This window comes from Kothea flammea (assembly GCF_052161645.1).
Taxonomy (GTDB): domain Bacteria; phylum Planctomycetota; class Planctomycetia; order Pirellulales; family Pirellulaceae; genus Laterigemmans.
This window is the reverse complement of record NZ_CP197414.1, coordinates 6,618,085-6,631,416: the sequence shown is the minus strand read 5'-3', so window position 1 is coordinate 6,631,416 and position 13,332 is coordinate 6,618,085. Positions and strand designations below refer to the sequence as shown.

Annotated in this window: 7 protein-coding genes and 1 tRNA gene; 2 read left to right on the top strand and 6 right to left on the bottom strand. The window is 55.2% G+C overall.

The window, feature by feature from the left end; genetic code table 11:
• Positions 1 to 30: 30 nt before the first annotated feature.
• Positions 31 to 2,475: a PSD1 and planctomycete cytochrome C domain-containing protein gene (locus tag SH139x_RS24700; RefSeq protein WP_488352408.1), complete on the bottom strand. Its 2,445-nt coding sequence runs from the start codon at positions 2,473 to 2,475 to the stop codon at positions 31 to 33.
• A 289-nt stretch (positions 2,476 to 2,764) separates the two neighbouring features.
• Between SH139x_RS24700 and SH139x_RS24695 the strand changes: the two genes are divergently transcribed.
• On the top strand, positions 2,765 to 4,270 hold the full coding sequence (locus SH139x_RS24695; protein ID WP_488352407.1) for a sulfatase family protein: 1,506 nt from the start codon (positions 2,765 to 2,767) through the stop codon (positions 4,268 to 4,270).
• Here SH139x_RS24695 and SH139x_RS24690 read toward each other — a convergent pair.
• From SH139x_RS24690 to SH139x_RS24680, 3 genes are all read right to left on the bottom strand, one after another.
• A complete protein-coding gene (locus SH139x_RS24690) occupies positions 4,267 to 5,868 on the bottom strand; it encodes a pyridoxal phosphate-dependent decarboxylase family protein (protein WP_488352406.1) in 1,602 nt (533 codons plus the stop codon). The two genes, SH139x_RS24695 and SH139x_RS24690, sit on opposite strands and share 4 nt — an antisense overlap.
• A 93-nt stretch (positions 5,869 to 5,961) precedes the next feature.
• The gene (locus SH139x_RS24685) at positions 5,962 to 8,157 is read right to left on the bottom strand and encodes an HAD-IIB family hydrolase (protein WP_488352405.1); all 2,196 of its coding nucleotides are present in this window, start codon (positions 8,155 to 8,157) and stop codon (positions 5,962 to 5,964) included.
• A 309-nt stretch (positions 8,158 to 8,466) separates the two neighbouring features.
• Entirely contained in the window at positions 8,467 to 9,117 is a 651-nt protein-coding gene (locus SH139x_RS24680) for a hypothetical protein (RefSeq protein WP_488352404.1), read from the bottom strand.
• 141 nt (positions 9,118 to 9,258) lie between these two features.
• Here SH139x_RS24680 and SH139x_RS24675 point away from each other — a divergent pair.
• Positions 9,259 to 9,342, top strand: a tRNA-Leu gene (locus tag SH139x_RS24675).
• A 273-nt stretch (positions 9,343 to 9,615) separates the two neighbouring features.
• Here SH139x_RS24675 and SH139x_RS24670 read toward each other — a convergent pair.
• Both SH139x_RS24670 and SH139x_RS24665 read right to left on the bottom strand, forming a co-directional pair.
• A complete protein-coding gene (locus SH139x_RS24670) occupies positions 9,616 to 12,585 on the bottom strand; it encodes a serine/threonine-protein kinase (RefSeq protein WP_488352403.1) in 2,970 nt (989 codons plus the stop codon).
• Positions 12,582 to 13,178, bottom strand: coding sequence for an RNA polymerase sigma factor (locus SH139x_RS24665; protein WP_488352402.1), 597 nt, complete (start codon positions 13,176 to 13,178; stop codon positions 12,582 to 12,584). Before SH139x_RS24665 ends, SH139x_RS24670 begins: the two co-directional genes overlap by 4 nt.
• Positions 13,179 to 13,332 lie beyond the last annotated feature (154 nt).

Sequence of the window (13,332 nt, the reverse complement as noted above, 5' to 3'; positions counted from 1 at the left end):
GAACCGTGGCGAGCGCCAAAACGGCTAACTTTATTGGCGATTTTTTGTAACATCCAAGTTAAAAATGGCGTTGGTCACGACGGTCCAAGCAGCCAATTGTTCCACCGAACAATCGCCGGGCAAAGGCACGTCACCGCACAATTGCGTTGCCAAGTCAGTCGAATCGGCATACATCTTCTCCAAGTCGCCAACCAGTGCCAACAATGACGCTTCGGTCTGCTCATCGGGTAGCTGCGAGGTAATCGTCTCATAAACGATCCGCAACCGCCGGTTGTCGTCCGGCTCATTCGCCAAAGTGTTGTTTGCGAGATGCCGAGCGGCTTTGATATATTCCTGTTCATTCAGCAACAACAAAGCTTGCAGCGGCGTATTAGTCCGCTCGCGACGCGCGATACACTCTTCGCGACTGGGCGCGTTGAAAATGGTCATCTGCGGCGGCGGCATGGCGCGTTTCCAAAAAGTATAAACACTACGTCGATAGATCTGCTCGCCCTTGTCGGGGTTATATTCACGGGGATATGAACTGGGCAAACTAACCGCTTTCCATAAACCCTCAGGCTGTGGAGGCTTGACGCTCTTGCCGAATTGTTTGGGATTTAGCAAACCGCTGGCGAACAAGATTTGATCACGGATCATCTCCGCATCCATTCGATACCGCGAGCCACGCGAAAGCAGGCGGTTGTCGGGATCACGACGGTAACTCTCCGGCGAGGCGACTGCGGACTGTTGGTACGCTTGGCTCATCACCATCTCCTTCATCAGTCCTTTCACATCCCAGCCCGACTCGACGAAGCGGACAGCCAAATAGTCGAGCAACTCGGGATGCGAAGGCCATTCCCCCTGGGCACCGAAATCTTCAGAAGTGCGAACAATGCCGACACCGAACAACTGCTGCCAAAAGCGATTCACCGCGACGCGGGAGGTCAGTGGATGCTGGGGATCGACTAGCCAATTAGCCAAGTCCATTCGCGTGCTGACTTCATGTTTCGATTCTATCGCGGGCAAAAAACCAGGCGTGGCGCGTTCGACCTGTGCTCCTGGATTGTCATACGCGCCGCGAATCAGAACATGCGAGGGACGAATCTCCTCACGTTCTTTCATGATCATCGCAGCCGGTATGGTAACCAGCAAATCGTCATGCTCCCGCTGGGCGGCCTGCAGCTTCTTGCGTGCGTTGGCGAGTGCCGCTTCGTTGTTCGCCAGTTCCGATTGCTTTGCCTTTGCGGCATCATCTCCCACCGCCTCAGATTTGTTTTCCTTGACTTTACCCTCCAGTTCAGCAACTTCGTCACGCAGCCGCTCGACAATCGCCGACAACTGTTCCAATTGCTCAGCCTGCTGGGGCGAAGGCAAATTGATGTAGGGAGGCTGTAAGCCGCGAGTGAAATCGGTTCCCCGCCGTCCGCCGGTTTCTGGTGTGGCATCAATGTTATTAAAATAACCAGCCATCGAGAAAAAATCTTTGGCCGTGATCGGGTCATATTTATGGTCATGACATACTGCGCATTGCATCGTCAGCCCCAGGAAAGCGGTGCCCACCGAAGAAACACGATCAATCACATTGCGAGTAAAACTCTCCTCGGGCAGCATCGTGCCGACGTCAATGATTAAATGCAGGCGATTAAACCCCGAGGCGATCAATTGATCTTGCTGTGGATTTGGATATAAGTCTCCGGCAATCTGATAGCGGACAAAATCATCATAAGAAAGATTTTCGTTGAAACTCCGAATCACCCAATCGCGATAGGGGGAGAGATCGCGAAAATGGTCGTGATGAATGCCGTTGGTATCCGCAAAACGCACCAAGTCCAACCAATATTTGGCCATGTGCTCGCCATAGTGCGGACTGTTCAGCAGACGATCCACGAGCCGCTCGTACGCATCGGGGGACGTATCGCTGATAAAAGCTTCAATTTGCTCACACGTCGGTGGCAACCCCGTCAAATCGAAGGACAGCCGACGAATGAGTGAACGACGATCGGTCCGCGGCTTGGGAACAAGTCCTGCTTCCTGGAGACGCTGGATCACGAATCGGTCAATCGCTGATGCCGCATCACCATCAGCGTCGACGTCGGGAGGAGTCGGCAGCGTCGGTGGTACGAACGCCCAAAAAGCTTCGTACTTGGCACCCTGCTCGATCCACTGGCGAATCAACTCCCGCTCTGCTTTCGTGAAAGGCCGTTTGTGGGAATCGGCTGGAGGCATGACGACATCGGGATCCTCCGATGTAATCCGCAACCAGACTTCGCTCTCGGCGAGCACCCCAGGTTTCACGGCCACGACTCCGTACATGTCGCGATAGGCGCCTTGCTCGCCAGCGGCTTGATCAAGCCGCAGTTCGGCCTGCCTGTCCCCTTCGTCGGGGCCGTGGCAGTGAAAGCATTTATCAGACAGCAACGGACGGATGTCACGGTTATAGCTAATCGGCTGTTGCTCGGCGGCCGTCACCAAAATAGGGCTCAGCAACGAGCTCACGATGAACGAGCAAGCGGTGAACGAGCAAGCGATTAAGGGAAGGAGGCGGAACACTTGGCTAATCCGTGTTGACAGTGAAATCAGAAGAGACGGTAAATACAATGAACCTATGGAACTTCGAGCTGTTCCGGCGGGGGGCCATGCTAGCCGACAAATATTTTAACAGAAACGACATCTCGAGTGGCAAAAGAATCACGCCGGAATGCGATTGTCGGGTGCTGGGGGAACCGTCTGCTTGACGTCATCATTTCGCTTCCGTTCCAATTGATCTCACGACACCCGCTGGGCAATGACCGAAGACTTCCCAGCGATCAATCCCGTTTGGGATCTGCGCAGAACCTATAATTTGGGCGGCCAACACGTGAACAACTTCGAATCCATACTCCGCCGCGTGCTGCTGGGCATGCTGGTCTGTGCCACCTTGAATCTGTATGGCTGGCAGTCGGCTGCTGCCAAACGCCCCAACGTGCTGATCATCTACGGCGACGACCAGGGCAGCATTGACTTGGGGTGTTTCGGGGTGCAAGACCTGCAGACTCCGCACTTGGATCGACTTGCCGCACAAGGACTCCGCTTCACGCAGATGTACGCGCCGGCTCCCGTCTGCTCGGCCAGTCGCGTCGGCCTGCTAACCGGCCGCTTTCCCGCTCGTGCTGGTCAACCTGGCAACGGCCCCCTCGAAACCGCTGAGCTGACGATCGCCGAAGCCTTTGCTGGTGCTGGCTATCGCACGGGGCACGTCGGTAAATGGCATTTGGGAACAACCCCCGAACAGATTCCCTCCGGCCAAGGATTTGATCAGTGGTTTGGTCACCTGCAAGGCTGCATCGACAACTACTCACACTTCTTTTATTGGAACGGCCCCAACCGCCACGACCTCTGGCGGAATGACCAGGAAATCTTCCGCCCTGGACAATTCTTTCCTGATTTAATGGTCTCCGCCTGCCAACAATTTATTGACGACACGTCATCCCCCGACAGCCCGCAAAACCTGAGAGGGCCTCAGGCCACCACAGACGATGGGACCGCAACAGACAAACAAGACCAACCTTGGCTCTTGTATTGGGCTTTTAACGCGCCCCATTATCCTTACCAAGGCACGACCGCGTGGCTTGAGCATTACCAAGATCTGCCCTCCCCGCGACGTGAGTATTGCGCATTTCTCTCCACGATGGACGAGCGGATTGGCGAAGTACTGGCCTTACTGGATGAACGTGGGCTAACCGACGACACGATCGTGATCTACCAACCCGATCACGGGCACAGCACCGAAACCAGAGCCTTTGGTGGCGGTGGGAACGCGGGACCTTATCGCGGCGCAAAGTTTTCGCTGTTCGAGGGCGGCATCCGCGTACCGGCGGTCGCCAGGTACCCTCGGCAATGGCCAGCCGGTCAAGTCCGCGAGCAGTTTGCCACGGCTTGTGACTGGTTCCCCACGCTGGCCGAAATCTGTCAAGTTCCCCTCCCCGCTGTCATGCTTGATGGCGTCTCATTATCAGCCACGCTGGCGGAAAATGCGGCGGCACCAAGGGAACAATTTTATTGGCAGTTTGGCAGTGGTAAACGCGCTCAATGGGCGGTTCGAGATGGCGACTGGAAACTGATTGGCAACCCTCAAGACACCACGTTACCCCAGTCGCAACGGACAAATGACGGAAGATTGCCAGTCGAGTATTTTCTTGTCGATCTTAGACGTGATCCGGGTGAGCAACGCAACTTGGCCGACGAGCATCACGACGTGCGACAACGACTCACCGCCAAGCGGGCCGAATGGCTCAAGTCCTTCAACCGCTAAGCAATCCGTTCGATACTTTCCACGACTTTCGCGATCACATCTTCATTCGATTTGGGATTAAAGAACACAGCCTTCCAAGCGGGAATCGAAATGCCGTGTGGTTTAAAGCCGGTCGATTGCGTAAAGCTGAGACGCGCGTCAACGGCTGGTTTGATTGAGGCCTCACGTTTCTCATACATGCGATGCACCTCAAACAAGTACCGTTCGACTTCGCCAGGACTCAATTCGCCACGGATCATCCGTTGGTAGACATCTTTAGCATTTCGCCCCTGCGGAAGTACCCACCACAATACCGAAGGCCCCGGGGTGTGTTCGTTCAGCACCTGACAGTAATCCAGTTCGGAGATTGCCCGCTTTAACTTTTCCGCCATCTCCATCGCGTTGGCGATCAGTAATTGATACCCCTGTAATCCAATCCCGTTGAGTGAAGCCATTACCGAATAGGGCCCCAAACCGGGACGCGAACACTCTAAGGTGAATAACGCGGGATCATGCCGATAATCGGCTTCGCAGAAATATGGCATCTCCTCTTTGCGGCGCAGCAGGCGACTGAGTTGTTCACGGCGATTCACAATGAAAGCGCTGGCCGGATAATGCCCCCAACCCATCTTGTGGAAATCGATCGTGACGGAATCGGCCGCCTGAAACCCTTTTGCTAACTGCTGCACCCGATGGATCGACTCCAGCGTCGCGTCTTCCAGTTTGAGCAAATTCTTTTCGCTGTCGTATTCGGTCAGGAAACAACTGACCCAGCCCACCGCGGCATCCACGTGCAGTTGCGGAACCACCGCCCCGTGCGCAGCCGCCTTCTCTTCAATAATCTTGCGGATCGAGGCGATGCAGTCGATTCCATACGCATCGGTGCTGCCGAAGGTGGCGATCACAAAAGCCACTTTCCGTCCAGCCGCGTACAACTCGTCCAATTTTTCGGCGAGCAAGTCCTGCCGCATGGAAAAATTCTCGTCGGTGGGGACCGAGTGCAAATTATCCGTCCCAATTCCCAACCAACCGGCCAACGTGGCGTTGGAATAATGTCCGGCTGCGGAGACCAGGCCCGAGATCGGTTCCCCCGCCAGACCGGCTTGCATTGCCCCGGGGGCCACTTTCTCAATCCCCAACTTGCCTCCATACAAGTTCGAGATCGTCCCACCCATGGTGAAAATACCCCATGGAGAGTCCGTGTGATAAAAGATCAAATTCGCCAACGAGGTAATCGCTTTGACTTCTAACTCATTACTCCGCAAGCAATAGGTGTCGACACACAAATTGGGGTTTTTCAGCAAACAAGCCAGCGCACCGACCAAGGAAGCATAATTGGCTGGGCCTTTGACGTTTTCCAAATGCAGATGCGATTGCCACCCATCCGTACCCCAAAAGTAAGGAAAGATAGCGTCCCGCGCATCTTTGAGATTCCCCGGCAACGTATGGATTTCAGGGTTCGCTTGGGCCGTCTCATAATTGCGGCTCATCAAAATTCCCGGCGGCAAGTACGATTCTGCCTCCAGTGCCGACAGGAACTCGTCAAAGATCTCCAAGATCGACTGGCGATCGCAAGTAAAGAATGTATCGTTTAGTCTTTTTAAAGCGTCGCGGTCCATGAGCCGTTCCGAGGGTGTCAGCGGTGCGCCGAGCGAATTGCGTAAAATGGAACTTATACCTACAATGCTACCGCGCAGCATGCGCAGCTGAGGCTAAGAAATGGCAATTTCGGAATTTGCCGACTTGGCGTCAAGGATGCCGTAGTGCTGCAATCCCTCGATGATGCCCCGGGCATGATCATTTTCGGCATAAAACACTTTACCGGCACGCCTACGCTTACTTAGATTGGCCAGTTCGGGCGTGTGGTTACCGACCACGATCCCGCAACCAATGCCGCTGAGCATATCACGGTCATTGCCCGAGTCTCCAGCGGTGACAATCCGACCATGCGGCCAATTCCATTTATCCGCCAAATAGCGAATTGCCTGCCCTTTGCTGGCCGGCTTGGGAAGAATGTCAACCAAGTTGGAATGCGAGATCACCAGCGTGTAAGGCGCTTTGGTGGCATCGAGCAGCGCGCGAATTTGGCTTTCGACTTCTGCCTCAGGGAGTTCCTCGTGAATGCGATAACTGATTTTAAACATCCGCTGGGCGTGAGCTTCTTCTTGCATTTTCAGCCAGCTAAGACTCTCCAACGCCCGCTGCAGCGATTCAGGTTTCCAGTTCTTTTGCAAGCGGGAAATCCAGCCACGATCTGGCATGAATTGCTTGCCGTAATAAATCTCCGAACCGACGGCGGCAATCGTAAGGTCAAACTCATTGATCCCCACTCCCTGCAAAGCCTCCTCGACCAATTCCGGAGAGCGTCCGCTGGCGACTCCCAAACCGATCCGTTCGCGATTTTGTTCGAGGATGGTTTTTAATTCTTCGAGCGCCTTATCATCTCCAAGCAGCGTGCCATCGATGTCCGTAATCAACAGACAATCGAGACTTTCTAGACGCCGCCGCGGTGCCAGGGACGAGTCGTTCGCCGGTTTGGTGGTGATGAATTTCTGCAAAGACCGCATGTACTTATTACAGTGCGCATCCCAACTGTAATGCTCGCGAACTTTGTTGACCCCCATGTCGCTCATCGCGTCCCAGCGTTGGGAGTTAGAAAGTATTTCCAGAATGGCTTTGGTCAAAGCGTCTTGATCAGTCACGTCGACTGTGAGGCCGGCTTGGGTGTTTCTGGCGATGTCGGCCGGCCCACCTTTCTCCGTGGCCACGAAAGGCAATCCCGTGGCGGCCGCTTCGATGGCTGTCAATCCAAATAGCTCAATGAATGCGCTATTGACGAACACACCCCGCGAGGAAGCGGCCAAGCGGTACAACTCGGGCACGTCGTATTCGCTGTCGTGACGCTTGGGAATCGCCAAGCGACCATATAAATCGTAACGATCCATCATCAAGAGAATGTCAGTCAACACTTGTTGCTCGTTGTCGGGCATCGTCTCGATATCAGATCGAATCCCAGCAAAAACCGCCAAATTGGCGATCGCTTGCAATTCGCTGCTCTGCCCATATGCCTGAATCAACGCTTGAATATTTTTCCTGCGATCAGGCCGACAGACGGAGAGGATTAACGGCTTGTCGGGCTGCTCAAAAAATCGGCTGAGCGCATCACCCATGCGAATCCGCGCTTGGCGAAAAGGCTCGCCGATGTTTTCGCCCGGCAACTCATAATTGTAGTAAGGAAAAAAACGTTCCAAATCGGTACCAGGTGGTATCACCTGAATTGTCAGATCGGCCGGTTTGGCATATTCGCCGTACTGGGTATCACGTTCGTGCTGAGTGCTGGCGATCACCAAATGAGCCGCGTTCAAACAATGCTGTTCCTCCTGAATGCGATGGTCAATACTGAGCACATCGTTTGCCTTGGCGTGGGTCCAACCCTCGCTCATCAAGTATTCCAGTTTTGGTTTTCCCAGCGAGTGTCCGGTGAAGACAAAGGGGACAGAAAAGTTTTCGGCTAATTGACGCGCCACGTAACCACCATCGGCGTAATGTCCATGGACCAGCGTTGGGGTCCGCCCCTCTTTGCTCGTAAAAGCCACCACCCCATCAACGAATTCATCCAAGTGGGGCCACAATCGCTCTTTGCGAATATAACGCGGGCCACCACAACCAATCCGCACGATGCGACATTTGTCTCCCAACGATTCGACAGTTTGAGCGTAATCATCGGAGACTCGCTTGTCGCGAATCTGCCTGGTCAACAAATCGACCTGAGAAACCTCGGGAAAACGACTTAGCGTGCGTGCTAACTCGAGCACATAACGAACTTGTCCACCTGTGTCGGCGTCACGTCCCATTTCGACGCTGTCACCGCGAACCAAACCATGCACACTTACTAGCTGGATATACATTCCCGACTTGTGATGTTGGAGAAACCGGACCATGCCATCCGCACAGCGACCGCTCTTCCTGGAGCGTGCTCATTCGGCAGAGTTGTCGTTAGCGTACCACAGATGACCGCCCAGACCCATATATCGCATATACAAAAGGCCACCGTCCAGGTCTCGTCCGGATTAATTCAGAAGGCAGCCTTAAAAACACAGCAAATCGGAGGCCAAAGCTCAGCCAAGTCGGCAAAACGCGGTAAAAACCGCACTCGGAGCCCGGTCTGAGCCCCAAAGTGGCCCCGCCTTTTGCGCCCCAGCGACTCTACCGGCGAATTAATGCTTCAGCAAGCCGGGAGTATCGGGCTGCGTCACGCGTGCCACAATTTCTTGCAGAATCCGCTGCTCCAGCGACGCGTCGCGGCCCAAGGAAATCCAGCCCAACGTGACTGGCTGATCGGGCAACATCTCTTCGTTGCGGACCACCGACCCATCGTGGCGAAAGGAAGGCGAGGATTCGCTGGCGAATTGAGCGCGATCGACATCCTCAATTTCTTTGTCGACTTGAACCATCAACGAATAGCCACCCGGTTGAGGCCGCACGATCACGGTCGCTCGGCGGCGAATCGACTGAAACGTGCTTTGCAATCGCTCGAAACCCTTGGTGCTGTCTTTGCGAAACGGCTCAAATAGCGAGGCTCCGGGGCGATAAGCCGTATCGAGCCGGCCTTCCAAAACCACTCCCGCTGATGCCTGCAACGGTTGCTCACGAGCAATCCGAAAATAATCGTCCACAGTGTCAATGACTTGGGACCAGACGAAATCGGGGTCCGCGGGGGGCAACAGCGCTGGATTGGGGGCGAGAATCGTCGGTTCCGCGGCTGAAAATCGATACAGCAAACGCCCACACCCCCCCGTCACCAACACCCCGAGGCACAGGGCGAGTGTCCAGACATGGGCGGTGCGGTGTCGAAGGAGGGCGTTCATCGGCGGGAGTGTCGTGTAGGATTGCTGACTAAAGCAAGACCATTTTTGTTCGATTTTTCCGTGGCTCGGCCGAACCTAACTTTGTCCGTAAATACCGTCTTGCGAAGAACTCTCCAGATGGCTAACCTCAGGCCAGAACATGCGGATGTGGCGAAATTGGCAGACGCGCTAGATTCAGGTTCTAGTGGCCGCAAGGTCGTGGAGGTTCGAGTCCTCTCATCCGCACTGGTTTTTCTTGGGGCAAGCGCACTTTCGCTTCTCGACCAAACCCCTGCCAAAAAAGCCAACCAAAACTAGCTAACCAAAACTAGCCCGTGAACCAAGGCCACCGAGTGGCCCCCTTTTTGACTACCATATCCACAGGACCAGGTGGTCAACGTTAGTACGATCAAATACTTCATTGCGGCTCTATGTTCATTTCGTCGACCGACAGTCCGTAACGGGCTGACCGTCTTCGCGGCGTGCGGTGCAGCGTCAACCAGCACTCGCTTGTTGGCGTCACCTGTCTTTCGCAATAATGCCTCCGCCCTTCTTGACGGTGACAACCTGTTGCGTCTGGGAGAGGTCGACTTCGTTGTCTTGAATGGAGAGCAGATTTCCGCCATCAAGTATTTTGAGAACGTGAGTGCGAAACTTCACCGTACAGGCGCCGTTGGAGTACTGATGGTCGAGCTCGCCCGATCTAACGCGCAAAGGTCCAGACGACCCGCTGATGGTAAGCGAGCCTGAGCTCCGGTTGCTGTATTCCTCCCCTTCAAACACGACGGTCAACTTATCTGTAACCAGCGTTGCGTTGCCGTCTATCTCCTCAAGCTTGTAAGGCCAAGCCACGTTGGGATTCGGCGCGAGTTGCTTGTCGCGAGAAAGGAGTAGGCTCGCGTAGGTATTCTGTAGATCGAACTTGGCTGGCAACAACATGCCGCCGGTATTAGCTTCGATCTTTCGTCGTTCATGGCGACGGAGAATCTTAAGCGACTCGTCGGGCAAAGTCTCGAGCCCCTGTAGGCTGAGGTGGCGATGATTGCCGGCAACAAGCGCCGCCGCCACTTCGGGGCTGAGCGTCTTCACGCTGTTGAAGCTAAGTGAGTTGGTGGGCTGTGCTTGGGCCAAGTGTTCCGCGACCTCGATGTCCAGTGTCTGCAATCGATTGAGAGCGAGATCCGTCCCGCGAAATTGTCCCAGCGCCTCTGCAGCCTCGGGAGTGATCGACTCGATACCATTTAGCGACAGCCAACCCGGGTGCCCCGCCAGCGCCTCGGCGACATCCGCATCGAGAGTCCTTAACCCGTTGAGCTTGAGCCATCGGTTATTGGAGGTGAGCAATCGTGCGACTTCCGGAGAGATGGAATGCAGGTGGTTCAGATCGAGAGAAGTTGACAGCGGCGCCAAGGACGCAGCCACTTCAGGAGTTATCGTTTCGAGTCCAAGCGTCAGGCCGCACCGGGCCTTCGCGAGTTCCTTTGCCACCTCGGAAGTCATCGATTTGAGCCCCCGCAGGTGTAGACTGACCCCGTCCCTCACCGCTAGGGCACGGGCCGCTTCAGGCGTAAGTTCACGAACTGACGGCAGCGAGAGAATGCCGCGGTGCTGCGAGAACATCGTCGCCGTTTCGGAATTGAGGCTTGTCAGTTGCGGTAAGGTCAGGTTGTTCTTGTATGACGACAGAAGGCGAGCTTCGCCCGGCGTCGGGTCGCTGTAGGGGAAATCGACTGTGGGATATTCGGTTCGCTGCAGTACTAACAGCGTTCCGGACTCGGTGAAGCTGACGGGCGTCGGGAATGATGCGGGATAGTCGCCGGCGCCTCGACGGAAAAAGATGGACAAGTATTCATTCTGTATCGTGTAGAGTGCCTTTGTTTCCTGGCCGTCAACGTCTAAGGAAATTCTTCGCGGGCTAGACTTCTCATCGATCTTCCACTCGCCGCTTGAGGGAACTGTTCCGCCTTGCATTCCACTCGCCGTGAATTGGTCCTCCTGAAACGTATACCACCATCCCTCGTGTTCACTCTCGCCCTTAACGTTCCAGTGCAACGGAACATCTACCACCTGCCAACTCCCAAGAATTCGTTGTCGATCCCCTATGGTAACGCGACCACTCGTGAGTGTTGGTTCTTCCGCCACCGGCAGCTCTGCAATGCGATCGTTGTGAAGATTGAAGAATGCCCCGAAGTTCGTTGGAGAATACGGTCGGGTCGCCTGCTGTACGAAAAGGACGCCAAAGATTCCCATTGCTAGCACACCGGCGCCGATTATTACTTTCATCTTGTTTTCCTTGAGTAGAGTCCACCTGCTTTTTTGGAGACCAAGCGGAATAGGGTTGACCGAAGGGTGTTGCAAGTGACGGAGACATCCTTCCAGCAACTCGTGCACTTGTTTCGAGGATGCGAACCGATCGCTTTGCTCTTTCGCCATCAGTCTCTCGACGAGGGATGCCAACCACACGGGAACTTCCGGATTGAGTTGGCGAATCGGTATCGGCTCCTCGTCGATGATCCTCCGCATTACGCCGTACGACGTTTGATCCTGAAACGGCGGCCGCCCCGTGCACAATGCGTAAAGCACACTGCCAAGGCTAAAGAGATCGGTCCGCTGATCGATCTGGTCGCCGCGAGCCTGCTCGGGCGACATGTATTGCGGAGTTCCGGCGATCGAGCCGAGCTGGGTCAACGTATTGTCGTCAACGGCTCGAGCCAGACCGAAGTCCGTGATCGTGACGCGTTCAACACCGTCCTCCAACAATATGTTCTCTGGTTTGATGTCGCGATGAACGAGGCCTTGTTCATGGGCCGCAGCGAGCCCTGCGGCAATTTGAGAGCCAATTCGCAGCACTTCAACAAGCGGAGGTGGACCGTCCTTATCCAATCGCGTTTGCAACGAACCACCTCGGACGTACGCCATGACGAGGTGCGGGATGTCATCATCGCTCGACACGCTGTAGATCGGAACGACATTTGGATGAAGTACGGCGGCAGCAGCTTTCGCCTCGCGAGCAAAGCGCTGTTTAGCTTGTTCGTTGTTGGCGAGTCCCGGGGCCATGACTTTCACGGCGACGACTCGCTCCAGCGATGGATCGTGGGCTTTGAGCACCACGCCCATCCCGCCCACACCGATAACGCCGGAGATTTCGTAGTTTCCAAGCCGACCGAGACGATGGGGATCGTCTGTCGGCGCGAGCTGATCGAGCACGCTCTGAATTGCTACTGGCTGCTGATCGATTCCGCCGATCAGCATGGCGGCCGCCGAGAACGACTTGGTGCCGGCCGCATCGAATTCGCCCGGCCGAAGCAGCTCGCCTGCTTCGTTCCAGGTCTCGAGTTCCGCCGCGTTCGCATCGAGGTAGGCACGACAACTTTCGCATGTATCCAGGTGCGCGACGAACTCGGGGTCTTCGAGACGATAGTCGTTCGACTCGAGAAACGCGTCGGCTCGTGCGAGATCGCAATGGATATTTCTCGTGGCGTCGTTCATAGCATTGATTCCTCCATTCGTTGAATCCGATCGCGAAGCCGCTTGATGATGCGGCTCCGGGCGGCGTAAACAGTTCCCACAGATTTTCCCAAGTGGTTTGCCACGTCCTCGCAGGACTGACCTTGCACCACGGTCATCTCAAAGGCTTGCCATGTTTCGGCGTTCACATCCGTTCGCACCAAACCAGCGGCTCGTAAGTACAATTCGCGGCGGTGTTCTTTTTCGAGATCCACATCCAAACCTGGGGCCGCGTCCGTTTGCTCGACGAGTAAGTCTGCCGCAGCGGTTCCGCCCTTGGCGGCATCCTGGGGAGATCGCGTGATGGCTGACAGGATCGCGTTGCGAGCAATCCGCCTGAGCCAATGTCGAAAACGAATGCCTTCCTTTTGCTCGTAGTCGGCGATCGCCCCGGCAATGCGAACCAAAACGTCTTGAGCAACATCCTGTGCGTCTGCGTCTTGCATCCCTCGCCTTCGAGCCATCCGGTAGATTACGGGACGGTAGATTACGACGAATTCTCCCCATGCCTCGCGGTTTTCCGCCGATTTAACGTTGGCCAGTAAAGTGGCTCTGGTTTCGGGAAATTGTGTCATTTTTTTGCTCCGAGAGGCTAAACTCAAGTCGATCCGGTTTCTGACACGCAATCTCAGATATTTTCTGATATTCTCGGCGGACGCAGCAAGTCGTCATTTCGCTGATTCCCACTCAGCCAACACACTCTAGACTTGCAGTTCTGCTTGAGACTTG